Consider the following 26,157-nt stretch of genomic DNA (forward strand, 5'->3'; position numbering starts at 1 on the left):
CGCAAGGCAAAACGGGGAGAAGCGCTAGGCACTTCCCCCCGGAGTTTAAAGCAGCCTAGCCTATTTGGCTTACTGCAGGAGGCTGAGCACCGCCTGCGGCAGCTGGTTGGCCTGGGACAGGATCGCAGTACCGGCCTGCTGCAGGATCTGATTCTTGGTCAGGTTCGCAGTTTCTGCCGCGAAATCCGTATCCTGAATCCGACCACGTGCAGCCGAAACGTTTTCTGCGATGTTCTGCAGGTTACCAATGGTGTTCTCGAAGCGGTTCTGCACCGCACCGAGTTCGGCACGCTGCGAGTCGATCGCCTGGATTGCCTGGTCGATCACGATGACCGCCTTCTGCGAACCCTGCACATCGGTGATGTCGATGTCGTCAACCAGGTTGCCGGTGGTCACTTCAGCGATGCTGATATCAGTGGTTGCAGCAGTTTTCGCAGCGGTGACGGTTGCACCCGAACCGAAGCTGAACGACTGGATGTTGCCAGCAGCGGAGCCTGAGCCAGCAGCAGATACCAGCTCGATGTTGCCATCATCGTTTACGAAAGCACCTACACCAATGTTTGCATCGTTGATCACGGTAGCCAGGGCTTGTACCTGCTGTGCAGCCGTAGCACCACTAGCGAAGGTAGTGCTGAAGGAACGCTCGGTACCACCGACCATGGTTACCTTGATTGCCATCGCGCCGGAAGCTGCAGCGGTGCCGGTTGCAACAGAACCAGCAGTGATCGAACCGGAGCTGAAAGTACCTTTCAGGGACTCGGTGCTCATCTCGTCGATCTTGACGCTGATGGTTTCGTTCGCAGCACTACCAACCTGGAAGGTAGTAGTTTCGAACGAACCGTCCAGCAATTTCTTGCCACCGAACGTGGTGGTGTTGGAGATACGGTTGAGCTCTTTCTTCAGCTCGTTGACTTCCGAGTTCAGAGCCTTGCGCTCTTCGGTACTGTTCGAGCCGTTAGCCGATTGCAGCGACAGGTCACGCATACGCTGCAGGATGCTGGTGGACTGTTGCAGAGCACCTTCAGCGGTTTGCGCCATGGAGATGCCGTCGTTGGAGTTCTTCACCGCGACGTTCAGGCCGTTGACCTGGCTGCTCAGACGGTTGGAGATCTGCAGGCCGGCAGCATCGTCCTTGGCGCTGTTGATTTTCGAGCCAGTAGACAGGCGCTGCAGAGAAGTATTCAGCGCGTTGGACGAGGTGTTCAGATTGCGCTGGGTGTTGAGGGACGCAATGTTGGTGTTGACTGTCAAAGCCATGATGAATGTCCTCCGTAGGACCTAGCATGTTTGCCTGAGCTTGCGAATCCGGCCCTGCAAGTTCTCAGGCAGCCATTGAGTTCGCGTTCGTAATACTTATCGGCCTGTTCTGCGAAAGCTTTAGGAGGTGAGAGAATTTTTTTCGCCTGGTATTGACAGCCACTCTCTACTTCTTTGCCCGCACCTGTTCTATCGGCGGCTACGAGCAAAACTTGAGTTCCTCAAATTCCTCAGTCAGGCAGCCAGGCACGGCGCCATTGGAGTAACTTGTCGCCTTCAAGCATCCAGTCGCGCATCACCAAAGTACGCAGTTCGTCGCCAGCTCGCGCACAGGCATCCCGATCATTGACATGCATGCGAATCGCATCGACCCAGTCGCGGTAGCGGTTCTTGACCCGGGTGACGGGCAAACCATCCTGATAACAAAGCACGTCGCTGCACACCACGGGGAAACCGCAAGCACCATATTCCAACAAGCGCAGGTTGCTCTTGCACTCATTGAAGAGGTTTTGCTCGACAGGCGCGATCGCAAGATCGAGATTGAGACTGGCCAGTGCTTGCGGGTACATGCTGATCTCCACTCCCCCATGCACTTCCTTTACATAGGGGCGCAGCGCCTCAGGACACATACCGAAGAAAACCCAATCCACTTCGGCAGCGAGCTCCTTGACCACATCGAGGATCATTTCCAGGTCCCCCGTATGGCTGACGCCACCGGCCCAACCGACTCGCGGGCGATTCGATATCTGTCGCTTACTGTGCAGCCCTGACCACCACGGTGCAGGCAAGCGGTTTTCGATAATCCGGATATCAGCATGCAGGCCTGCGAAAGCCTCTGCCAACGGGGCCGTCGAAACGACGAAACGGTCCACCTGATCCAACCCGCGTCGCAGCGACTTCAGGATGTCCTTGGGCATATGTTGGCGATGAGCGTTCTTGAGCGGCAGGTTGGGCAAGTAGTCATCGAGCTCGTAGACCTTGAATGCCCGAGAGAAGGCCTTCATTCGCCGCATGGCCTCCAGGCGAGCCTCGCCTATCTGGCGCTGCAGCAGAATAACGTCAGGCTCGTAGCGCTCCAGATCGGTAACGTGCAGCAGCCCTACAGACAGCGCGCCATCTATGAGGCCCGCCTCCTTCATGGCAGAGAACGGTTGAATCACCCGATAGTGACCACAGCCGTACAAATCAGCGGGATGCGCCAGCACGGTCGGAATCGGGCGCCAGGCTTGCAACGGTCGCCAAGCCAATTGCGGATCGGCCAACTTGAAACCCTGCTCGGCCTGTAGCGAAAGTCCAGGATTGTAGGCCGGGTCACGGGCCAGTGTCGGCAGCCAACGGCTGTACATCGCATCTTCCTGGGCGTTGCTGGCGGGAAGCGAGGCTTGGCCATCCATCATTAATTGCGCACGCGGCGTCCACACATTGAGATAGCCAGCCTGTCGCGCCTTCAGACAAAGGTCGACATCGAACCAGCGCTCCAACAAGGGCTCCGGATCAAACCCGCCAAGCTCGACAAACAACTCTCGACGGATCATCAGACATTCGCCGCTCAGCGCAGAGTAGTTCTGCTCCACCTGCAACCGCTGCATATAACCGGCATCGTCGAGTTCGAGCCCCTCGAAAGCCTTACCCGCCGGGCCGCGCAACCCCAGCAACAGGCCTGCATGATGGATGCGGCCATCTGCGGACAGCAACTTGGCCCCTACCGCCCCCACTTCGGGACGCAGAGCGTGATTCAGCAGTTGTGCCAGCCAGTCGCCCACTACAATGCCGGCACCGACATCCAGCCAAAGCAGCATCTCGCCCTGCACGTAATCCATCGCCGCATTACCGGCCAATGGTCGCGATGTTCCCGCAGCAAAATGCAGCACCCGGATACGCTCCTGGCCGATTTGCTCAATAGCCTGCAACCAGTCGAGCGTCGCCTGCTGCTCGCTTCCCAGATCCAGCAAGAGCAGCTCGTAGTGCGGATACGTGGTGTTCTCCAGCAGGGTTTCCACGCAGCGCTGCAGGCGATCCAGTTGATCGGTGAACGCAATAAGAATGCTCACCAACGGCTGCTGGCCATGGGCGTATTCCAGTTGATAACGTCCCGGCTGCCGTGAGGCGACGTTGGGGTTCTGGTAACCACGAGCACGAAGGTGACGTTCGATCACCTCTCTCTCTTGCGGGTTGTCCTTGAGTGCGAAGGCGTCAGCGCAGAGCAATGGTTCGCTGACATGACCCAAGCCACTCAAGCCACCGTTTTCAATCAGGCGCAGAATGCATTCCAGCTCGAATGCCTGATCGAACTCGACATCGAAACCGCCAAGTTCCAGCAAAGACTCGCGGCGGAACAGCCAATGCCGAGCAGCACTGGCGGGGAAGCTCAGCAGTAGATCGAGGCTGAAGTCGGGACGCAGCGCGACTCCCGTACCGCCCGAATCGTCACGCACCAATTCGTCGCCATACAAAGCGTTGCATTCACCGGCCGCGGTGAGTTCCAACGCGGTCATCAACAGGCCGCTAGGTGTGAACTGGGTGCCGGCTCCAACCAGCATCACCCAGTCCACTGGCAGCTCGGCGACAACACGATTGACCGTTTCCACCCATGCCGCTGAAGTGACAGCCGTGATCTGCTCAGTACGGCCGGGCAACAACGCCGACTCGGACGAAGACAATATCCGCACCTCAACGTTACGGTAGAGGTTGTCGCTCTCAAGGCTGAGCAGACTTTTCTCCACTGCAGACGCATTGGCATCTCGATCAAGCAGCAACACACCGATACGCGGGCCGCCCGCATGCGCCTGCAAACGCTGCTCGATGAGCGTCATTTGCGCAAAGCTGGGCCGGCGAGCCTGCAACCAGGCGTTCAGGCTGGTACCGCCCTGACCGGCCGCTTTGTAGAGGGCGGCGAGTATATCCACAGGCTTGAATACCCGGGCCTTGAAGCGGGTGATAGGCGCAACCTGCACCATACGAGTGTTGCTGCCCCCTCGGTACCAGCCCAGGTCACGGATGCCCTGGCGAAAGCTATGATGCCCCTGATCACCGATACCGGGTTTGTCACGCCCGATCTGGCTGAACTGTTCACGCGACACTCGAAAGTCGGTCAGAGGCTTGGCGAGCATCGCCAGATGTCCGCGCTTGAACAGTTTGACGTACAAGGCCAAATCCGCGACCCAGGTCACGCGCACGCCGTTGAGCACCGACAGCTCATCACCGAATTCGAGCAGGTCACTGCGACGGCAGAGTACGGTGCTGGGCTCTCCGATGAAATTGATGGTGTGATCGGCCAGAAACGAGATCAGATCCTCACCGTCGATCAGCACATCGTCACGAAACGGATACACGGTAGCGAGAACATCAGGTAATGGATTGCCATCCTCGTCGACACGGCGCCGGCGAGAACTAGCAAGCGCAATCCCCGAATCGGCCTCCATTACGGCAACAAGTGAGGTGATGCAGTCGGGATGCAGCACATCGTCGTCGTGCAGGATCTTCACGTATTCACCGGCGGCCAACGCGACGGCACGCGCAGTACTGCGCGTCTCCCACAGCCTGGTGTCGTTGCGACGATACTGGATCGAAAAGTCAGCGAACGGACGAAAGGCATCGACCACGCGCTCCACTTCGTCGTCCCGTGCGTCGTCGCAGATGACTAGTTCCAGGGGGCGATAGGTCTGATTTTGCAGGCTGCGCAGCGCTTCTTCGAGGTAAGTGCCCTTGTACGCAGGCATGACTACGCTGACCAGCGGCTTGCTGTTCATGACATCCGTCGCGACCACTTAGCGCCCCTTTTCCATTAGTGAATGCAGCCGATCGACCACGCGTGCGGCATTACGATCGTCCCGATGATTGAAGAAGAATTTCTTGGCGGTCTCGTACCGCTCACTCTGTGTCTGCTGCGGCGAGGACAACTCGCGATCCACAGCCTGAAGAAGCTGGTCGAAGTCGCTTAACACTGGCCCAGGAAACGCCAACTGCATGTCATAGAGCAGACCATTTTGCTGAGTTCGGTAGTGTTCCAGATCGTAGGCGAAGCTGAATACCGGCTTGTCGATATAAAGCGCATCAATGTAAACCGACGAGTAATCAGTGATCACTACATCGGATTCGCGTAGCACAGGAGCGATTTCGTGAATGACCTGATGACCTAGATCGATCAAGAGACGGCCGTCGATATAACGCTCCATATTGAACAGCTGATCACCCTTGCGGAAGTAATGCATGCGGAAACCAAATACCGCATGGTGCTTGTCCATCAGTTGCCGAAGTTGCTCAATCTGTTGCTCGCTGAACTGATAGCACTGAGAAGCCTGCACCTGCGAGTCCCGAAAAGTGGGCGCGTAGGTGACAAGACGCCGCGAGCCTCTGAGGCGCCGTATCAACTCGACTTCATCACGCAGAAAAGCCGGTAATCGCTCGTGGCTCATGCGCCGAAAATCATTACGCGGCAAGCCGGTGATCCACATGCGCTCATGGGGCAAGGGATGGAAGATTGCCGCCATCGCGTAGCTGTCTACGTCGGATGAACAAACCAGCCCGCTATAGTGGGCTCGCTCCACGAGTCGGTAACGAGATCGGTCTGCACGGGCACGTACCTCCTGGCTGGCCGACAAAGCGAACAGGCGCTTGAGCGGAATACCATGCCAGAGGTTGACCACCACGCGGCGGGTCAGGCTCGCCTTCGGTACAGAGAAGCCACCCTCCGTCCAACGCCAGGATACGTCCATGGCGATGGAGTTGGTCAGCAGATAAGTGCCACAACGCGCCAAGTGCCATAGCCCACTCAGGCTTTGAAGCTCCACCAAACGGGTATTGATGCCTGGCTCAAGGCGTAACCGCGCCGCATTGCTGTCACGGCAGAACAGCACCTTGTGAAGATTCGGATCGTTCTTGACGTGTTCGTAGACCGCTCGCGAATTTTCCACAAACTGATCGGTCTTGAGCGGGTGTACGAAAAACGCCCATCGCTCACGTCGCTTGGATAGCAACCGGTCGAGAACGGCCCAGAGCGGCAAAATCAACCAATCGGCCAAGCTTCTGGAGACAATGGCTCGTTGCCAAAACCTGCTCAACGATCGAGATCCTGCTTGCCGTTCACGCATGGCCCACCGAAGCGATGACTTGGCAGATCGCAAGGACATCTTCTAGTGCCAGGTCCGGGTAGATAGGCAAGCACAAAACGCGTTGAGCCACGTCAGAGGCCACCGGCAAATTGGCGGGCGCCGCCGAGGGCAAGCCGCGATACATCGGAAACTCGCTTATCAGAGGATAAAAATAACGCCGCACCATGATCCCGTGATCGCGCAGGCGCTGGAATAACTCGTTGCGCGACTCAGGAAACGACTCGTCGACCAGGACAGGGAAATAGGCGTGGTTCGCTACGCCCTCTACATAAGGCTCCGGACACCTGACTCCGGCGACGTTGGCGAGCGTTGCACGGTACAGCTCGGCGATGGCGCGGCGACGCTCCAGCGCAGCATCTATGTGTTTGAGCTGTAACAACCCGAATGCAGCATTGATTTCGCTCATCTTGCCGTTGATGCCAGGCGCCACTACCGTCGTTTCGTTGACGAAACCGAAGTTCTTGAGGTTGTTGATACGTTCTCGCGTCTTGGCATCCGGACAAACGATAGCTCCCCCCTCAAAGGTGTTGAATACCTTCGTGGCATGGAAACTCAATACACTGAGATCGCCATGGCGCAGGATGCTGCCGCCCTGGTCACGTACAGCGAAGGCGTGGGCGGCGTCGTAAATAATCCGCAGGTTGTAAATATCGGCGATACGCGCAATCTCCTCGACGTTACAAGGCTTGCCGTAGCAATGCACCGGCATGATCGCTGTAGTCTGAGGGGTTATGGCCGCCTCGATCTTGGCCGGGTCGAGATTCATGGTCACCGGGTCGATATCGACGAAAACCGGCTTGATCCCATTCCATAGCAGCGAATGGGCAGTAGCTACGAACGAATACGGCGTAGTGATGACCTCGCCCGTGATACGCAGCGCTTGCAGAGCAGTGACCAGCCCCAGCGTACCGTTGGCGAATAAAGCAATGTGCTCCACGCCCAGATATCGGCACAACTCACGCTCCAGCGCCTGATGCATGCTGCCACCATTGGTCAGGATGCGGCTTTTCCAAATGTCCTCCAGATAAGGAAGAAATTCTTCCAGTGGAGGAAGCAGCGGACTGGTAACCGGAATATTCTTCATAGGCTGGCCGTACGACCTGAATCGATGGTTGCGAAAACGGATGTCCAGAGAGCGTCAGAAAGACGACGCATGCTCTAGGCTCACGGCAGTTACGGAACTGCCCTGCAAACAACGTACCGACATCTTTCAGTATGTACGCAAGGCAACGCCGCCCGCCTCAGGAGCATAGAGCAACTGGTGCCCACTGTCGGTCGTCAATGGCAGATCAGTTGCGGCCTGCTGACACAAGAGCGGCCCTCCAAGGCGGTACTGGCCGTCGCCAACGGCGCTGCGATAACTCATCACCAAGCCATACAAAGTGCCTGATCTCAGTGGCGCGAGTTGCGCACGATAAACATACCGACCTGCGGTGCCGCGACCTGTAGATACAAGCAGGATCTCGTCTACACCGTCGTCTGCCTGGAGAACGAAATCCACTTGGCAATGGGCCATGATTGCAGCATGCAGCTGTAGCTCAAGCTCAAGGTGGGCGTCATCCAGATACCACCCACCCACCCGAAAGAATCCGATGGTGGGAAAGTCGATCCGCGAAACCTCAGGGCCGAGCATGACCTCAGGGTTGTCGTAAAACGGCTGCTGCCAATAGACATGGCCATCGTGCTCCACGATATTGCCATGAAAAGGCAAGGCCACCAGATGGCACAGCCCGGCAATCTCGCCGCGGCGGATAAGCTCCAGGTAGAGTACGCGGCGCACGCCCAGAGCGCGGTAATCAAGGTCTCCAAACAGCCTCAGCAGACCTTGAATGGCCTCGACATAGACAGCACGAAAACTCGGCGACGGCACTATCGCCTGGACCATCTGCAAAGCGCGCTGCAGATTGCTCACCGCAATGAGCCGACGATAAGCATCAGCAGCGGGTATATCGTCGAAGTCATGCCACTCGATCTCCACGGAGCGAATACGATCCTGGAAATTGGCTATCTGAGAAGTATTTTGGGTAATGGAGGTGGTAGCACCAGCTTTGCGCGTGCGCCACAGGTATACGAGATCGGTGATGATCGCGGTGCAACGGCTTTGGTAGTAAGCCTTATGCACGAACTGACGATCAGCGTATAGCAGGCCTGGAACCATCCCCAGCCGATTAGCACGCAGGAACGACAAGCGAAACACCTTGTTCCAGTAGAAACCGTCGTGCATCAGACCGGCGAATTCGTGTACCGAGCCAAGGCGGCGGCGCTTGCTCCATACCGAAGGCTCATAAAGAAAGCCAACTGCAGACACCTGCCCATCGACCAGTTTCGCAGCACGACCGACAACGATGTCCGCGTCGCTGGCAATGGCTTCGGCCATCAGCAGTCCATAGCCATCCTTGGTGACAAGATCATCAGAGTCGACCAGCGCTACATACTCCCCGCAAGCCAGGTAAATGCCCAGATTGCCTGCAATTGCGCCACCACCATTGGGTTTGTTCACGCAACGAAAGTTGGCGTATTGCTGCTCATAACGGCGACAGATGGCCAGACTGTCGTCGGTACTACTGTCATCTATGGCGATGATTTCGACATTGCGATAGCTCTGGCCAAGCAGGGAATCGAAGCAAGCCGGCAGATACTCAGCAGTGTTGTAGACGAGCACTACGATAGAAAGCAGCGGTTGCATTGCCTATCTCCCAGAGTCAGGCTCGCCAATCCAGCAATTGCTCGACAGCGTCCACATCGAATACTGCAATGCCGACCTTCTGGCTCACGTCCAGACGTTCCCGGTAGGAGTCATCAATGAACAATGCCGCCCTTGCGGTTTCAATCAAACGGCTCTTTGGCGAGCCATCGACGATGTGGATAATCTCGCTGAAGAGTTGCTCGCTGATCCTGTAATACGCCAAGGTGGCACGCGGGCAGCTGGCGTGACGAGTGATCAGGATCACGTCCACACCACGGCCAGCCCATTGATAGAGCAACGCCATCAGTAGCGAATTGACCTGGCCGTCGATTATCAGGGTGTCATCCAGATCCAGGTAGACGGCATCGTATTCCAGGCCCACCTTGAAGCGACTCTGCAGAGCGCGGTCCATCTCGATGGGGTAAACCTGAGGAAGCACTGCAAAGGGTAGCCCTGCATGGGCGTAGAGGCTCAGCAGCGGATAATTGATCCCCAGATTGCGCGAGAGCCCCATGGAGCCAGCAATACGCGGGGCAACTTCGAGCAGCTTGAAACGCCCCTCGGCATCGGCTTTGATCTGAAAGAACCAAGCGCCCTTGAAGCGGAAGATACGGGTAATTTCCTCAGCCATTTGCTGTACTGCAGCCCCCAGCAGCGCCGGACGCGTACGCACGCTGATGCCTGACTTGACGCGTGTGCGCTCGCGAGGCGCCCAGTGCAGCAGGCTCCCCTTTGCGTCGCCGATGCAGTCCACCGTGTACTCTGCCCCAGGCAGGTACTCGGAAAATACGTACTCGGTGCCCGAGTCGAGCAACTGTTGATGGCGCTGGCGATCATCAACCCGCTCCGCGCCCTGAGAACCCTGCCCCACCGCGGGCTTGGCAAATATTGGATAGGCACTTGCCAACCCTTGGATAGAGTTGGGCACGAAATCGCAGCCTGCCCCGCTCAAGCGAGCGTAGGTGAGATTCTTGTTACGACAAATACCGGCGACTTCGGCATTGGGCACCACCGGTGTAGCCGCCAACTGCTCTCTACACTCGGCCAGCTTGAGAATCACGCTGTCGTGAGCCGGCAGGATCATGTCGATGCCCCACTCGCGGCATAGCGCATTGAGCTGCTGAATAAAGTGAGTCGAGCGCACATCGACATTCATCTGTCGGTAGCGGCGATAGACGAACTCCCCATGATCGGCTACCGACGAGGCACCATACAGTTGAACGGCCTTGCTGTATTTCAAGGCGGCATGAATTTCCAGACCGATCTCTGAGCCGCAGGGGAAAACCAAAACCTTCATCGTCACGTTGTTGGTCCTTACTCAGGGTACTCGGAGGCGACATGCAGCACATCGCAGCACGATAGCCCAAGCCTCATCGTGCAAATCTGCGGTGTGATTGCCACAAGCGCTCCAGATACTGCTCTGGAGACATGCACAGAATATCCGTCAACACGGCATCGCTCTCCACGCCCCAGGCGGCCATGCACTTCTGCGCGAAGATGAGGTTGCTGAGCGGATCATGGATAGACAACGCCGGGAATATATTGAAACTCTGGCTGCCATAGCCGCCGGAATACCCGATATCGAGGTAGAAATTCATATTGAAAACCTTAACCCGACTTGGTCCGAACCGCAGGATGTCCATCAGCGTACGCTGAATGGCGCTAGGCGCGCCGAACAGGAACGGGCAGTCGAAACTCCACGCTCGCAAGTGCTCACGCAAAGGAACACGCACTTGGCTCAGCCATGAGAAACGTTGCAGGTCGAGCTCCTCGACAACCAGGTACTGAAGGTGGTTTTCGGATAGCAGATAGGACTGATGCAAGCTCAGGCTGGAGCTACCGTAGTAGCTGATGTCGGTACGGTTCCCGAAGCGCCGAGGATCGAGCTGCAGACCGCTACGATGATTGAAGCGGATTACTAGGTCGAAGCTGTCTATTTCCTGGCCGCTGTCCAGGCCGACATCGGCGGGCCCGACGATAGCCACACTCTTGTCCGCCAGCAGTTCGGAAAAGGCACTGTTCTCGTGAAGCAGAGAGTATCGCCCCTGAACCTGCGCAGGTTGGTAAAGCTCTGACACCGCGAGCGCTTTGCCTAGCACACTGCAAGCCGCGGCATCCAGTTGGCCAATATGGAGCTGGTCGAACACCGCTGCCTGCTCAAGCGCCCTTTCGTTATCACATGAGATACGAAACAGTGACTCGACCAAACCGGTGCTGCCCTCTCCTCCCATGGCAATGCGCGCGGCAAAGGCATTACGGTAGGTCAGGTAAAGATCGGTGTAGCCATGCATAAGCAACAGGCGGGCATAAAAATGCAAATATCCGGTAGGGATGTCCTCATAAATTGCGGGATGCGTACGTAGGAAAACTGCGAGCTCGCCAACGGCGGCTATCACGGGCTCGGTTCGCAGTACTGCAAGTTGCCGATCATGGTTCTTGAAGACGTGGACAAGCTGCCGGTGAAGACATAGATACTCTTTCTTCAGGTCACCGTTCCAACTGGCCAACTCGATAACCCACTCGAAGGCAGCCAATTGACGGGAGAAGACACAGGCGTTCTTGAACAGGCTGGCCTCTGCAAGCAGTGCCTTTCTCTCAAGCGCATCGTCTAGCCCAGCCAGCTGCCCCATCAGCAAGGCCTGCCAGCGATAATAGCTGAGAGCGAATGGCCAGCATGTGGGGTTGCAGTTGCGCAAGTTCTCGAGCTGCTGGAGCGCTTCAGCCCAACTGCACGCGTGCCAGCTGACCAGCGCCTGCCGATAATTGTCCCGAGCCCGCAGACCGGCATCCAGCGGATATCGCTGTAGTGCCTCAATCAGCACGCCTTGGTGCAGTTCCCAGCGGTCGAGCATTTCGCAACACTTGGCATACGCATGGAATTGCTCGGGCGAACCGAGTCGGTCATGTTCGTGGAGGGTCTGCCAGCATGCGAGCGCCTCAGGCCAGCACTGTTCATGCATGAGCCGCTCGGCCTGATCGCCGTCGGGAATCAGGGTCGTCATCCATCCATTCCATTGCGCAGTGACTTGAGCAAATCGAACATTTTTGCCAGATCCTCTTCCTTTTCCAGGACGCGCTTGAGCGAGTGGCGCAGTTCGGTGGATGAAACGCCCTGAGTCCGTTGCAGGTAGAGAACCCGACACTGGCTCTCGAGGGCATCGAAATGCCCCGTCCAATCGCTCCCCATGACAAACAGATCAACGCCGTACTGGCTGATGTCACCGGACTTTTGTGCCCAGTCGTGCTCGGGGATAACCAAATCCACGCACCTCAGCGCGGCCACTATGTCCCGGCGCTCTTCATAAGGAATCAGCGCTTTCTTGCCTTTGAGCGCGTTGAACTCATCAGTTGAAACCCCGACGATGACCCGATCACTGATCTCACGCATGCGCTCAAGTAAGCGCAGGTGACCGATATGGAACATGTCGAAAGTGCCGTAGGTCAGCGCGGTAACGCTCATGACTCGCTCCTGAACGAAGGCCGTGCGAAGCCGCTAAGGCAACTCGCCGCTAAGCACCGATACGCATCTTCTCGACTCATCGTTTCTCCCAAAGGGCTACGGAGCCGGCCGACTGAACAGCCATTCGGCAGTGCGCCCCAGGCCCTGCATGGCCAACGCCTGATAGAACGCATCAAGGCTTGCAGGCGCCAACTCGCGCAAAGTGGCCTCGAACACCTTGCGCCGACCATGAACCTCACGGCCCAAAGCGGCGTCCCGCATGTAGCGCTGCCCCGCCAAGGCAAACAGCTCCATAGGGAAGCTGGTATAGGCCTCCAGCGCAACAAAGCCCTGACGCTGAGCCAGCTCTTTTAGTGACGCATGGGTGAAGTAGTTCAGATGATGAGGAACCGCTACCCACCAAGGTTGCTCGCCGGCTTTGGCCAGCGCCCGCTGCCAGGGATTGAAGTCATTGGGCACACCGACGTAAAGCACACCGCCAGGCTTGAGCAACTGCCAGCAACGCTGCAGAAATTCCTCGGGGGCCGGTACATGCTCGAGTACCTCGTATAAGTGAATGGCGTCGAATTTCTCGTCGACTTCCAGTGCCATGCCCTCAAGCCCACCAACCGATACTTCGGCGCCGCAAGCTGCGGCACGGGCTGCCATCTGCGCATCGGGCTCGCAGCCCAGCGCCTGCCAACCACCGGCAACCGCCCGCTCAAGAAGCAACCCGGCACCACATCCGACGTCCAGCAGGCGGCGGCCTGACACGGCCTGGCCTATACGCTGCAAGCGATCGTCCAACACGGCCTGATGCCAGGTGAGATCTTCGCTCACTTCGTCCAGATAGCGCGGATAATTTCGCCAGTATCCCTCACTGTAGTGCTCTGCAATCTCGCGTGCTGTGGGCAACGGGTCGACATGGGCATACCCACAAGCACGGCAATCGACCACCGCCCACGTATCGGTCTGATGAAGCACCGGTCCCGGATGCGAAGTCACTCCTCCAGACACTTGGCCACCCTTTCGGCAAATGGACGCGGCAGCAGCCGATCTTCACCGTCAGGATGCTGCAAGATGAAGTTGCTGTAACACATCATCAGGTGCCAGAACCCCACTTCGGCCTTGTTGAAGTCGCCTGGGCGCTGGATCAACAACCAGCCGGCGCGGATATCGTCAAAGGCGAAAACGCCACGCCGGAACATCTCGAAATAACGATGACGCCCGCTCAGCCGCATGTCGAAATCCGTACCCGGTGCAGAAAGCTGGCTCACCTGAAAACGGCCCGCCCGATAGTCCACATCAATGCGCAGATCCAGATCCGCCAATCCGGTGTCGGCAAGATGTAGCTCGACCACATAACGAGGCTGCTCAACCTCAGCGAAACGCTCTGCGAACAATGCCGCCCAGTTAGCGGTGGCCCACTGGGCATAATCCTGCAGGCGCCTCACGAAGGCGCGAGAATCGAACACGAATTCAGACTCCCACCGCTCAAGCTTGTCAATCATCGCTTGTACGTGGGGCCGCGCGCGTAGCTCTGCCAACTGCTCGAGCAGTTGCTCGTGGCTGGCATAGGCCGGTTGATAATCCGTGTGCGGATTGGCCACGTCGAAAACATCGCCGGGGCTCATGGTTACAACTTGGCTGAACAGTCCGTGCTCGCGAAAGTAGGCGGCCATGTCAGTGGCATGGGGCCCTAGCATGGAGTCGGTTTCCGGGAACCTTACATAGACCATATCGCTGGCATTCGGAATCACATAGCGGGCATTCAGACGTCGGGCGAAGTCCGCAGTACGGGCCAGCACCTTGATACGACGACGGTCGGTCTCGACAGCCTTGCGCGCCGGATCCATGTCGAAGAAAGTCGGATAGATGCTGGAGTTGACCAAACCCAGCAAGGCAACATCCAGATTATGTCGCTCGCCGATCATGCTGGCGTCTTCCGGATCGAGCATGCAATCGTTCTGATGAAATACCGTTGCGCCGTCGGCCTCGATCACCAGAGAACTGTCGTAGGTGTCCAGGTCGGCATAAAGCGTCACTACCAGCCCAGGCGCCAGCTCGCACGTCTGTAGATGCTCCAGCTCAATCAACTGGGTGAATCCCATTTGCCGGAGAATAGGCCGTAGTGGGTTGTCGTGATCGCCGTATTGCCGAATAACGATGGGGATATCACGACGGAAGTGGCGCAACGTATCAGGGCAAAAATGATCCGAGTGAGAGTGGGAGATATACAACGCGTCCTGATCCGTATACTCGGGCTTGCGAATCCGGCACTCCGGAAACTGCCACAGCGTATTACTCACCGGGTTGTACACCCACGGATCGCTGAGCAGACGAAAACCTGCGTCGGTAATGATCTGGAAGCTGGCGTGCGAGTAGTAGTGCAACTTCATGGTTTCGATCCTTCGCTTGATGAGCCATTGGCATTTAGCGCAAGTCTGATAATCAAAGCGGCGCAGCGCTCGGCACCGCCGCCATCCAATATGTTGAATGCCCGCCCGGCGCGCTGCGCCATGCGCGCGGGACGACGCAACAACCGAGCCAGGCGCCTGCCCGCCACCTGAACCGAACCAAGATCGTTTAGCAGCCCCGCGTCAGCCATACCGCGCACGTATGGGGACATATGTCGCCAGGCTACGGCGGCTACCGGTCGGCCAAGGCACATAGCCTCGTAGCTGGTGATACCACCCAGGGTCACCACTAGATCGTGACGCAGTAAATGGCCAGGTAAATCTGCAGGAGACCTCAGCAAGCGATCGCCATGCCGCAGCTGAGCGTGCCAATGACGTTGGCGCCGAACGGACACTGCTGGGCCGGCCACCAGCGTCAGACGCACATCACGCTGCCATGACGCCAACAGGCTCTCGGTGCAATATCCCGGATCAGCTCCGCCAAGACACACCAGCACCCGACGTATCTTGCGCAGCCGCCAAGCCCTGGATGGTCGTTTTGTCAGCAACGACGTACGCAAAATGTTGTATTCGGCACCACCAGTCCGCTGAGCGATCCCAGGCTTGTCCAAAGCGTCGCCATCTAGAAACACGTCCGCCTGATATCGCAGCCCATCGGCATCGGTAAGGTGCACCAGTGGACCGCAACCGGCTTGATGAAGACGCTGACTATGCTCCTTACGCAGGCCCGGCAGGTCACTGACGAGCACTCCGGGTTCAGCAGCGCAGATCAGCAGAGCTTGGTCGAAATCATCTACCCGCTGAATTGGCTGGTGCTCGCAAGCCAGTAGCCGCGCTAGTCGAGCATCACCCTGAAACAGCAGCCGCGGTGTCACCCCATTGGCCCGCAGAGCCTGCGCCAGCGCCTCGGTGCGCCGCAAATGGCCAATGCCGATACGCGCATCGGCCGCGGTCCACAGGGTAATGTTCATGCGCCGATATCATCCCAACCAAGTACGCTCATCGCGGGTAACCCGCGGGCCAACTGGCGACCCAGCACGCGCTCACGCTCGAAAGGATGAATACCGTAGCCGGGGCGCAACACGGCGAGGTCCGCCAATGTCAGTCGATGCCCCGCGGGCAGGGCATGGCGCAGCACCAATGAACGCGTACTGACCCGACGCTCTTGCACCTCGCTTGGGCGTACTCCTACATAGCTACGCCCCAACATTACCTCAAGACGGCGTGTTTCGCGCACCAACGCAGTCAGCTCGGTTTCTTCTGCACTGAACCAATGATCGGGACCATCGGTATCGCGATCCAGAGTAATGTGCTTCTCGATCAAACGTGCGCCGAGCGCTACGCTGCCCAGCGCTGCGGTATAGCCTAGCGAGTGGTCGGAAAGACCAATACTCGCTTGCGGAAACAGGTGCCTCAAGGTGGTAATCGTACGCAGATTCATTTCATCGTCTGGCGCCGGATAGGCACTCAGACAGTGCAGCAATACGAGGTCACGGCACCCCGCCTGATTCAGGACGGCTACCGCCCGCTCGGCTTCGGCCAGCGTCGACTTACCCAATGACAAGATAACCGGCTTGCCACTGCGTGCCACACGCTCGAGCAGATCCAAGTAGGCCACATCCGAAGCCGCAACCTTGAAGCAGGGCACCTGCAGACAATCCAAAAAGTCTGCACCTTCCGGGCTGAACGGGGTAGAAAACGCCAATACCCCAAGAGATTTAGCCAGGGCGAACAACTCGCCATGGGCGGCACGCGGCAATGCAAGGCGGTCGAACAAACCACCAATGGTTTCCTGCCGCTCTTGACCGGGGCGCCCCCAACTCACGACCCGATCAGCATCAGCCACCAGTTCTGCGGCGGTATAGGTCTGGAACTTGACGGCGTCCACACCGGCACGGGCAGCCATACGTACCAGCTCGGCTGCCTTCACCGGATCGCCATCGTGATTGGCGCCGATTTCTGCCACGATGAATACAGGTTTGTCTTCGCCCAGTTGCCGAGTACCTATTTGCATGACTCAGGCTCGAACCGGCTTGAGGGCGACCACCCACCAGGTGTGATGCTCACTCAGCTCGCGTTTCCACAGGTCAACGCGCTCGCGCTCGACCACTTGCAAACCTGCTTCGGCAGCAATGGCTTCGATGTCCGGCAAGTCGAGGAAGTTGTACAGCAGGCCGTTGTATTCCTTGGCACGCTCGTCCAATTGGAAGACACCTGATTCCACTTCGATACCCTGCCCGTAGAGCCAGTTTTCCTTGCCGCGGAAATTGGCGAAGACCACGCCGTCATCAGCGAGGCTTTGACGGATATGGCGCAGATCGGCGATGACCTCCGCACGGCGCTTGAGGAACAACACGCCCCAGGCAACCACGGCGGCGAAGCTGCCAGCAGGCCACTGAGCGCTGGACAGTTCGGCGACCTTCAGATCCCAGTTGGCAGAGCTAGGCTGCAGGGCCGCGCGAGTGGTCTCGATGGCTTGCGGGGTGTAATCGATGCCGCAAACATCGAAACCGAAATCCTCCAACAAGGCCAGATGACGGCCTCCGCCACAACCGATGTCCAGGCCTTTTCTATTACGATTGGCCTCCAGACTGCCGCAATGCCGAGCAAACAACGCGACGAGGCGATCATCCGGGTAGACGAGGCGATGGGCCTTCAGATGGCTGGCGAAGATGCTCTGAGGGGTTTGCGTAGAATCAGTTGTCATCGATGCAAATTTCCTGGGTAAGTTGATCAAGACCGGCATGCAAAGTGGCAAGAGCCTGTGACGTCGAGTCAGCCGCCACCATCGCCCAACCGCGAGCAAGTGCATCAGCCCCACTACGGAGCGGGCCTAAGTTGGTATACAAGGTAGGTAATCGACACGTCATGGACGGCGACACGCTACTCGGCAGTTGAGCAACCCGCCCTGCACGCAATGGTAGAAAACCGAAGGCAACGGCGCGCTCTCGCGCTGTAGGTAATGCAAAACGGCCGCTAAGGACGAAGTCGATGAGGGCATCGTAGAAGTCCATGCTCAATGCTTCGGGCATGATCAGATCTGCGATCAGCAAGCCCGGAGGGCGCCCTGCGAGTTCGATGATGCTGGCCTTGTCCTCAGCGTCGAGCATCACGTCAGCGTTCAGGGCACAGTGGTTCAACCCCAGCGCACGTGCAGCCGCGTCTACCGCAGCGACGATACGCTCGCGGCACAGTAAAGGGACGGGCGCCGGACTGAGATAGACCATTTCCTGGCGATACGGTGCTGCGGTCATGGTCTTGGCTCGCAGCAACAGGGGATGAAACTGGCCATCGACGATGACACCATCAACGCCAAATTCGCGCCCCTGCAGAACCCCTTCGACGACCGCCGGCTCCTCTTCGCCCACCCAGGCGCCGTACTCGGCCAAGGCGGCGCAAACCTCCTCATCGGTACGCAGCATCAACACGCCGCGACTGCCAGAGCCGAACCTTGGCTTGAATACGCAAGGCAGCCCCACCTCGCCAATAGCCCTCTGCAACGCCTCGGTGCCTTTGACTGAACGCTGTACTGGCCGAGTCTGCCCAGCGTCGAGGAGGGTCTGGTGAAACAAGACTTTGTCGGTGCAACGCTCGGCAGCTTGCTCACTGATACCGCGTAGCCCGAAATGGTCATTCACGGCGCCGACGGTGCGCAAATGACGACCAATGGGCGCTGGCAAAACACCAGCCAGTGCTCTGCCCTCAAGGGCAGTCAGCACCGCAGCAATATCGGCGATGTCCACCACTAGGCCTTCATCCGCCTGGGCCAACCCTGGTGCAGCCGGATTGCCATCCAGCGCAAGTACCGGCAGCCCTCGTGCCTTGGCGCGCTCGATGGCGCCACTCTGCTCCGCGCCCGCGCCAATCGCTACCAGCCATGACTTACCGGGCATAGACAAACTCCTTGTGCTGAATCTGGGCGTTGAGGGCCACCCAGTCTGGATGCTGCTCCAGCAACCGCACAATATCGTCTAGCCCGAAAGCCTGCGCCCCCAGCGCATCGAGTACATGCCGAATCAGCTGTAGGTCCTCGGGCGTGTCCACTGTCAGCCGATAGTCATCGTACGGACGCTGCGCCTCCAGCCGACCGATACGAAATCGCTCTGGGCGACGATAGATGAATGGCGTGACGTGCTCACGGTCGTCCGCCTCCCGGCCTTCGTGCCAGGCACGCTGCAATGCCTCGAAAGTGAACAGCTCGCAATCCATGCCACGCGGGAAGCAATGAGGGGTGGCCGTGGACACGTAGTCATAGCCAGTTGGCGAGCGACGCCAGTAGTCCAGCAGTTGCTCCACCAGCGAGGGGTCAAGCAGTGGGCAGTCGGATGTGGTGCGCAGAACCAGATCTGCACGCGCCTCCCGAGCCGCGTGATAATAGCGATCCAGCACATCGCTCTCGCTGCCGCGAAATACATCGGCACCGAGCTGGGCGGCACTGTCAGCAACCACGTCATCGGCCGGCAGTACGGTCGTGGCAACAACCAGACGATCAATACCGGCTACTCGAGTTAGGCGTTGTACATGCCAGGCCAGTAAAGACTGGCCTGCCGCATCCTGCATGATCTTGCCTGGAAGACGCGTAGAGCCCATGCGCGCCTGGACGATGGCTACCGTTTTCATGCCAGCGCTTCTTTCAAGACATGAACCACACGCTCTTGGGCGTCATCATCAAGATCGGCGTACATGGGCAAGCTGATCAGCCCAGCGTAAAAAGCCTCTGCCTGTGGACAATGGCCGGGGCGGAAACCCAGACGACGATAGTAGGGATGCAAATAGATCGGCAGGTAATGTACGTTGACGTTGATACCAGCTGAGCGAAGCGTATCGAACACCGCTTTGCGTCGACAGGGCTCCACGCGTATTGGGTACAGATGCCAGGCCGCATCAGGCACCAACGGCAAGCGTCGCACGGGCAGCGATTGCAGCAACTGCTCGTACCGTTCGGCAAGCCGGCGACGCTGGGCGATGAAACCCTCAAGACGTGCCAGTTGGCTGCGCCCCAGCGCCGCCTGCAAATCGGTAATTCTATAGTTCAGGCCGAGTGCGGTCTGCTGGTAGTACCAACCACCTTCGCTCTCCCCCTCCATCAGCGCCTCGTCACGGGTAATCCCATGACTGCGCAGTAATGCCACCTGCCTCGCGAGAGCGCTGTCACGCATGCATACCGCCCCCCCTTCCCCTGTGGTGATGTGCTTTACCGGATGGAAACTGAAGATGGTCATGTCACTGTAACGGCAATCACCTACGCGGACGCCCGGCGAGCCTGCGCCGAGCGCATGCGCTGCGTCCTCGATGATACGAAAACCATACAAGTCGGCGAGACGCGAGATAGCCGACATGTCAGCGACAAGACCAGCGTAATGAACCACTATCAGGGCCTTCGGCAAGCGACCCTCGATAGCTGCCACTTTTAAAGCATGAGAAAGGGCGTCAAGGCAGATAAGTCCGGTACGGGGATCGATGTCGATGAAGTCAACCTTCGCGCCACAATAAAGCGCGCAATTGGCTGATGCAGCGAAACTCAGCGGGGATGTCCAGACATGATCGTTTACCCCGATGCCCAATGCCATGCATGCCAGGTGCAGCCCAGCAGTGCCGCTACTGACTGCAACCACATGGGGAGCCCCAACGGCCGCGCCCAGCGCCGCCTCGAATGCTGGAATGCATGGTCCCTGTGTCAACCAATCTGAGCGCAATACCTCGACCACGGCCTCGACATCCGAGGCGTCGATGCTCTGACGAGCGTAAGGAATCAAACCTGATCTCCATCGAGAGCCTGAATTTCTTCGATGCTGAGAAAATGCGGATTGGTTTCCGAGCTGTACTCGAAATCTTCAGCCACGCGTAAACCCTTCTCGCCCAACGCGTTGATCGAAAAATCACATACGGCAGAGAATCGAATGGACGGTTCGATGACGAAGTGATCGTGAAACTCAAGTGTCTGAGGAGCAGCGTCTCGGGGAACCATCAATTCATGCAGCTTTTCGCCAGGTCGGATACCGACTACCTGATGTTCACAACCAGGCCCCATGGCGTTGGCAAGGTCGACGACGCGAATCGACGGAATCTTGGGAATGAAGATCTCTCCGCCCTGCATGCGAGCAAAACTCTTCATGACCATCTCGACGCCTTCCTCGAGCGTGATCCAGAAACGCGTCATACGAGAGTCGGTGATCGGTAATTGACGCGCCCCATCCGCTATCAACTTGCGGAAAAAAGGTACGACCGACCCCCTCGACCCCACTACATTGCCATAGCGCACTACGGCGAAGCGGCTATCGGTACCCCCAGAGAAATTGTTGGCTGCCACAAACAACTTGTCCGAAAGCAATTTGGTTGCGCCATACAGATTGATAGGACTTGCAGCCTTGTCGGTAGACAACGCAACGACTCTGGAAACGCCATTATCAATCGCGGCGGAAATGATGTGTTCGGCGCCGTTGACATTGGTGCGAATACATTCGGTGGGGTTGTATTCAGCCGCCGGTACCTGTTTTAAAGCGGCGGCGTGAACGACGAAATCGATACCCCGCATTGCCTGCCGCAGCCGATCAGGATCGCGTACGTCACCCAGGAAATAACGCATGCAGGGTGCGTTGAACTCCTGACTCATTTCAAATTGCTTTAATTCATCACGGGAAAAAACCACTACACGCTTTGGTTGATAGCGCTTGAGCAAGGTACGAATGAACGAGCGCCCGAAAGATCCGGTTCCGCCAGAAATGAAAATGGACTTGTTGTCGAACATGTAGCGATCTCCGGCGGCATTCAGCCCAAATGCGAAGCGATCACGCCCTGCGCTGCACGCAAACAGGGAATGCCCTGCAGCACAGGATAGGCCAGACCCGACTGGGGCGAATAAAGGGTATTTTCTATGGGGCGCAGGACGCCTCGAGAAACGGGGCATCCCCAACGCGGAGGATTATCAGCGTAATCAGCGCTTTTTTCGATGATGGTCAGCGCCGTCGGATTAAGGGGATTAGCGCTGTGATCGAACAACCGGTGCTCCAGCACCTTGTAACCCAGCGCCTTGGCGGTCTGCGGCAAGGCCCGGCAATAACGGTGGTGATCCATGCGCTGGCGGGCTTCGGCGCTGGCCAGCTCATAGCCCGGTTCCAGCAATATCAGATAACGCCCTGTTACGCGGTACAACTCACGCAACAGCACATCCTCTCGACCTCTGTTCGGCTCAAGGGTGTGGGAGGTTAGAACCACATCGAATGCATGGTCGTCAGCAGGCACCTGAGAGAGGCTGGCGCAGCAGAGGTCGGCGCCTTGGCCGAGACTCGACAACCAGCGGCGGGCTACATTCAGACGGGACCATGACAGATCAAACCCGAAAACCGGCAGCCCTTGAGGTAGCTCGCTTTGAATACAGGATAGCGTGGTAGCCTCGCCGACACCGGCTTCAAGCAGACTTCGCACGGAACCCAGTTGACGAATTTCAGACGCAATGGCTGCACCGTAGGCATGCTTGCGCGCTGCGAACTCCGGGTCGTCCATCGCAGCAACGTAAGTACCCGCTTGCAGATCGTAGGCCAGTTCGATGATGCGTTCATCACTGTCGGCTTGCCCCCAGTACTCGCGTAACCACTGACTCAAATTGATGCCATTGGCGTACAACTCACGCAAGTGCGAAAGCGACAGCTCGCCTGATCTGCTCATCTATATCCTCAACCGCACCCTGATCGTTAATACCGGCTTCCAGCCGCGGCAACAGTCAAAAAATCGCCGATAGCGTAGCAGAACGAGCAATTGCAATAATCTGGCCAATGGGAAGACTGCAAGCGCTCAACTTAAGTCGCAAGGTTAAAGTTTATTGAACAGACTCAACCCAGCTATCTTGACGTAGCTTTGCTGAGAGGCCTCCAGAACAATCGACTGGAATGACAGTCTCGATAAAGCCTCAGGATAATCCAGCTCACGCAAATCCGCCTGTACCGACTTGTTGACCAGGGCAACATCTTCGTTGTCCGTCAGCGTACTTTCGACGATATTCAGGCGCGCACCGATTTCACCGCGGGTACTGTCAATGGTGATGCTGGCGTGCGAAAGATTGGTGATCGCCTGAGCCACGGCGTCACGTACTACACGGCCGCCCTCCGTGGTGGCGGGCGCCTCCTCGAGAGATCTGCGCAGATTGGCGATGGTATCGAGCACACCCTGCTTCTGACGATTGGGATCGGTTGTCACGGTGACCGTATCGCCCGCAGCCGGAGCCCCATCGAAATTGATCACCACGCCGCGAAAGACCAGCTTGTCGGTAGAGTCGGGATTCTCATCCATGGATCCGGTAGCGAGCGCGGGCGTGGTGGTTCCGGCGGCAAAAATCTCATAGCTGTTGGCATCCGGGTTACCGAACACGATGTCGACGCCATCTTCCGGAAAGGCGGGCGAACCCGTGAAGGCGACCTCGTCCTGAACCAGCGGAGTCGAGGCACGCAACGTCGACCCGGGCTGTGCAGCGATGGACGCGTCCAGACGCCCAGCGTTGGTGACACTCTGGAAAACCTTCTTGCCGTTATCACTGATCGCCACGTTGAGCGAGCTGGCGATTTCGAGTTTGCGCTGCCCCTCATCCCCTTGATAGGAGTAAGTGCCGTCAGCATTGCGTACGAAGGGTTCAGCCTTGCCCTGAAAACCCGAGAACAGATATTCGCCGCGAGCGTTCTTGGTATTCATCAAGCCAAGCAGTTCGTCCTCGCGCTCGCGCAGTTCGGCTGCAATGGACTTTCGATCATCCACGCTCAGCGAGCCATTACCGGCACGCACGGCCAGCTCCTGAACGCGCTGCAGAACGGTATTTACCGAGTTGAGCGTGACCTCCTCCTGATTCAGGCTGTTCTTTGCAGCGGTAAGGTTGTCGTTGTACTGCGTCAACACATTCTGCTGCTGCTCGAGCTGCAACAAACGCACCGACGCCACCGGATCATCGGCAGGCGTGAGAATACGATTGCCGGTGCTGATCTGTTCCTGGGTGCGAATGGCATTGGCATAGTTGCGCTGCAGGCCTTGAACGCCGTTGTTGAACGCCTGGAGAGTGGAAATACGCATAACTGCCTCGTCTTCTCTAGCGGTAACTGGCGCTTACCAGAGCCGCACCCGTCTTGGGATTTGCTCCCTGCCTGGCCTTAGCCAGGCAGGGAGCCGGAAATCGTTTATTTGCAACCGGTAGCGGCAGCCATAATGAGCCAAGTCAAAGGCTACTACCTGAACGCTCCGATCAGGGTATCGAACAAAGAGCGCGCAACTTGAATCACTTGGGCCGACGCGTTGTAGTACTGCTCGAACTTGATCAGGTTGGCAGCCTCTTCATCGAGGTTGACCGCTGAAAGCGAATCACGGTTGTCCTGCGCCTGTTTGAGAATAGCACCGGTCGCCTCGTTATCCTGACGGGCCTGGGCGGTCAGGGTGCCAACCCGCTCGATCAGGTCGCCGTAGCTGTCGGTAAAACTCGAGCCCGTGCTGATACCGGTGACGCTGGGATCGACGCCAACCACCTGCTTGCTCTGCAGCCCTACCAGAGCGAGAGCATTACGGTTGTCGGACACCCCGTTGAGGTTGAAGGCGATATCGAAGCGATCGCCATTTTCCGGGCGGCCGCTGACGCTCATGTTGACGCTGGTGCCATCCGCCAGGGTCAGTTGATAGTTATTCTGCTGGCCGGGCTGGAACAGCGGGGTCGGCGCCGGCGTGATCGGCTGTCCCTTATTGTCTACGCGCGTCAGCGTAGCGCCAGCGGGCAGACCGGTGAAGTTGCCGCCTGCCGAATCGTAGGTCAGGGTGATCGGCGGAAAAGCTGCTTGCAGCGCTGCCGGGTCGATATTGCTTCCCGTAGATTGCAGGGTCGGCTGGCTGATCACCCCATTGCCACGGTTCTGCAGGTTGGCCTCGGCGCGAATCGGCGCAGCGAAGGCCAATTGATCAGCCTGATCCAGCACGGTGGTCATCGTCGAGGCGCCGATACGGGTTGGCTGCAGCACGAACGAGTCGCCGGCAGCAGGCGTTGGCGTGCCGATCACCACCTGAAAACCCTGATTGCGGCCAGCGCTATCCTGAAAGCTCAGGGTGCCAGCCGGGTTCTGGGTCACGGTCATCGGCTGGTTGTCGCTCAGGCGACGTGCCGAGTAGTTGGTGCCGTCGAACTCCAGTCGGTAATCGCTGGTGGTCAGTACGGAGCTGTTGGTGATGTTCAGTACTGGCGATGCGTTACTGCTGTTGGTCGACGACGGCAGCACCCGTAAGCGCGCCACCGCGGCCTCGTTGTAGTCCCCGAAAAGCGCAGCGCCTACCTGCCCCTTCAGGTCCAGACCCTGCCCCAGCTGACTGTTGACCTGGTCATTGATCGATAGCGCCAGGCGCCCCAGCGAGTTGAAGGTCTTGTCCAGCACCTCTTCGCGGTAACGCAGGATGCCGCCCAACTCGCCGCCCGTCACCTGGGTGGTGACGGTTTGCCGGGAGGCGCCGACGATGAACTGGATCTCGGAGCGATTAGGGTCATTGACGCCGGGCACTACCTCCAGGCGAGCGGCACTGCTGCCAACCACCAGCGGCTGACCGGAACCGATGAAGACGTTCTGCGTGCCGTCGTTCTGCGCCACGACGTTGACGCCCACGAACGTCGACAGCTGACGCAGAGCTTCCTCACGCGCATCCAGCAGGTCGTTGGGCTGGCTGCCATTGGCCTGGGCAATCGCGATGGACTCGTTGAGGCTGGCGATGGAACTGGAAAGCCGGTTGATCTGCTCGGTAACAGCGCCCATCTGCTTATTGGCGAAGCTGTTCTGCTCGTTCAGCCGGTCGTAGACCGTATTGAAGCGGCGGCTCAGGCCTTCGGCCTCGGAAAGCACCAACTGCCGGGCAGGCAGGTTGGACGGATCCTCGGCGGCCGTCTGCAGCGCGGAGAAGAATTTCTGCAGCGACGGGGTAACGCCCGTGGTCGTGCCGGCCAGCAACGAATCCAGCTGGTCGATCTGGCTCTTGTAGGCCTTCACGTCGCTACTCAGTGCAGTGCTGCTACGCAGTTGGGTGGTGAGAAACTCACTGTAGCTGCGGCGAATGTCCACCAGCGAGGTGCCGCTGCCGATATAGCCGGCACCGCTGAACTGCGGCGTCTGCGTGGCCTGGATGGTGTCCTGGCGCGAGTACCCCGGTGTGTTGATATTGGTGATGTTATGGCCGGTAACCGACAGCGAAGTCTTGTTCGCCGACAGGCCCGACAGGCCAATGCTCAGTAAGTCAGCCATG

At 58.1% G+C, this 26,157-nt stretch carries 20 protein-coding genes; all 20 read right to left on the reverse strand.

Annotation, left to right across the window (positions count from 1 at the left end):
* Nucleotides 1–69: 69 nt before the first annotated feature.
* On the reverse strand, nt 70–1,257 hold the full coding sequence (locus tag BVH01_RS14620) for a flagellin (RefSeq protein ID WP_075931056.1): 1,188 nt from the start codon (nt 1,255–1,257) through the stop codon (nt 70–72).
* 230 nt (nt 1,258–1,487) lie between these two features.
* Nucleotides 1,488–5,006: a glycosyltransferase gene (locus BVH01_RS14625; RefSeq protein WP_075931057.1), complete on the reverse strand. Its 3,519-nt coding sequence runs from the start codon at nt 5,004–5,006 to the stop codon at nt 1,488–1,490.
* Between the two features lie 18 nt (nt 5,007–5,024).
* The gene (locus BVH01_RS14630; RefSeq protein ID WP_256562778.1) at nt 5,025–6,317 is read right to left on the reverse strand and encodes a CDP-glycerol glycerophosphotransferase family protein; all 1,293 of its coding nucleotides are present in this window, start codon (nt 6,315–6,317) and stop codon (nt 5,025–5,027) included.
* 22 nt (nt 6,318–6,339) lie between these two features.
* Nucleotides 6,340–7,452, reverse strand: a complete 1,113-nt coding sequence (locus BVH01_RS14635) for a DegT/DnrJ/EryC1/StrS aminotransferase family protein (RefSeq protein WP_075931058.1) — start codon at nt 7,450–7,452, stop codon at nt 6,340–6,342.
* A 126-nt stretch (nt 7,453–7,578) separates the two neighbouring features.
* Nucleotides 7,579–9,054 (reverse strand): glycosyltransferase, encoded by a 1,476-nt coding sequence (locus BVH01_RS14640; RefSeq protein WP_075931059.1) that lies wholly within the window; start codon nt 9,052–9,054, stop codon nt 7,579–7,581.
* A gap of 16 nt (nt 9,055–9,070) precedes the next feature.
* Nucleotides 9,071–10,351, reverse strand: coding sequence for an ATP-grasp domain-containing protein (locus tag BVH01_RS14645; RefSeq protein WP_075931373.1), 1,281 nt, complete (start codon nt 10,349–10,351; stop codon nt 9,071–9,073).
* Between the two features lie 73 nt (nt 10,352–10,424).
* The gene (locus tag BVH01_RS14650) at nt 10,425–12,056 is read right to left on the reverse strand and encodes a hypothetical protein (protein ID WP_075931060.1); all 1,632 of its coding nucleotides are present in this window, start codon (nt 12,054–12,056) and stop codon (nt 10,425–10,427) included.
* Nucleotides 12,053–12,514, reverse strand: coding sequence for an adenylyltransferase/cytidyltransferase family protein (locus BVH01_RS14655; protein WP_075931061.1), 462 nt, complete (start codon nt 12,512–12,514; stop codon nt 12,053–12,055). The genes BVH01_RS14650 and BVH01_RS14655 overlap by 4 nt, the downstream gene beginning before the upstream one ends.
* Nucleotides 12,515–12,610: 96 nt before the next feature.
* Nucleotides 12,611–13,498, reverse strand: a complete 888-nt coding sequence (locus BVH01_RS14660; protein WP_168172906.1) for a bifunctional 2-polyprenyl-6-hydroxyphenol methylase/3-demethylubiquinol 3-O-methyltransferase UbiG — start codon at nt 13,496–13,498, stop codon at nt 12,611–12,613.
* Complete coding sequence (locus BVH01_RS14665) at nt 13,495–14,892, reverse strand: MBL fold metallo-hydrolase (RefSeq protein ID WP_075931064.1); 1,398 nt, start codon at nt 14,890–14,892, stop codon at nt 13,495–13,497. The genes BVH01_RS14660 and BVH01_RS14665 overlap by 4 nt, the downstream gene beginning before the upstream one ends.
* The gene (locus tag BVH01_RS24440) at nt 14,889–15,881 is read right to left on the reverse strand and encodes a hypothetical protein (protein WP_139317848.1); all 993 of its coding nucleotides are present in this window, start codon (nt 15,879–15,881) and stop codon (nt 14,889–14,891) included. Before BVH01_RS24440 ends, BVH01_RS14665 begins: the two co-directional genes overlap by 4 nt.
* The gene (locus tag BVH01_RS14670) at nt 15,878–16,924 is read right to left on the reverse strand and encodes an N-acetylneuraminate synthase family protein (RefSeq protein ID WP_075931066.1); all 1,047 of its coding nucleotides are present in this window, start codon (nt 16,922–16,924) and stop codon (nt 15,878–15,880) included. The genes BVH01_RS24440 and BVH01_RS14670 overlap by 4 nt, the downstream gene beginning before the upstream one ends.
* A gap of 3 nt (nt 16,925–16,927) precedes the next feature.
* Complete coding sequence (locus BVH01_RS14675) at nt 16,928–17,617, reverse strand: bifunctional 2-polyprenyl-6-hydroxyphenol methylase/3-demethylubiquinol 3-O-methyltransferase UbiG (RefSeq protein ID WP_075931068.1); 690 nt, start codon at nt 17,615–17,617, stop codon at nt 16,928–16,930.
* Nucleotides 17,607–18,803 (reverse strand): acetyl-CoA carboxylase biotin carboxylase subunit family protein, encoded by a 1,197-nt coding sequence (locus BVH01_RS14680; RefSeq protein ID WP_075931070.1) that lies wholly within the window; start codon nt 18,801–18,803, stop codon nt 17,607–17,609. Before BVH01_RS14680 ends, BVH01_RS14675 begins: the two co-directional genes overlap by 11 nt.
* Nucleotides 18,793–19,530 (reverse strand): cytidylyltransferase domain-containing protein, encoded by a 738-nt coding sequence (locus tag BVH01_RS14685; RefSeq protein ID WP_075931071.1) that lies wholly within the window; start codon nt 19,528–19,530, stop codon nt 18,793–18,795. The genes BVH01_RS14680 and BVH01_RS14685 overlap by 11 nt, the downstream gene beginning before the upstream one ends.
* Nucleotides 19,527–20,666, reverse strand: coding sequence for a UDP-4-amino-4,6-dideoxy-N-acetyl-beta-L-altrosamine transaminase (pseC, locus tag BVH01_RS14690; protein WP_075931072.1), 1,140 nt, complete (start codon nt 20,664–20,666; stop codon nt 19,527–19,529). The genes BVH01_RS14685 and pseC overlap by 4 nt, the downstream gene beginning before the upstream one ends.
* Complete coding sequence (gene pseB, locus BVH01_RS14695; protein WP_075931073.1) at nt 20,663–21,658, reverse strand: UDP-N-acetylglucosamine 4,6-dehydratase (inverting); 996 nt, start codon at nt 21,656–21,658, stop codon at nt 20,663–20,665. Before pseB ends, pseC begins: the two co-directional genes overlap by 4 nt.
* A gap of 20 nt (nt 21,659–21,678) precedes the next feature.
* A complete protein-coding gene (locus BVH01_RS14700; RefSeq protein ID WP_075931074.1) occupies nt 21,679–22,575 on the reverse strand; it encodes a methyltransferase domain-containing protein in 897 nt (298 codons plus the stop codon).
* A gap of 144 nt (nt 22,576–22,719) precedes the next feature.
* Entirely contained in the window at nt 22,720–23,964 is a 1,245-nt protein-coding gene (gene flgL / locus BVH01_RS14705) for a flagellar hook-associated protein FlgL (RefSeq protein WP_075931075.1), read from the reverse strand.
* Nucleotides 23,965–24,116: 152 nt separating this feature from the next.
* Nucleotides 24,117–26,156: a flagellar hook-associated protein FlgK gene (flgK, locus tag BVH01_RS14710; RefSeq protein WP_075931076.1), complete on the reverse strand. Its 2,040-nt coding sequence runs from the start codon at nt 26,154–26,156 to the stop codon at nt 24,117–24,119.
* Between the last annotated feature and the right edge of the window lies 1 nt (nt 26,157).

Origin of the sequence: Pseudomonas sp. PA1(2017) (assembly GCF_001945375.1) — a bacterium.
GTDB lineage: Bacteria > Pseudomonadota > Gammaproteobacteria > Pseudomonadales > Pseudomonadaceae > Aquipseudomonas.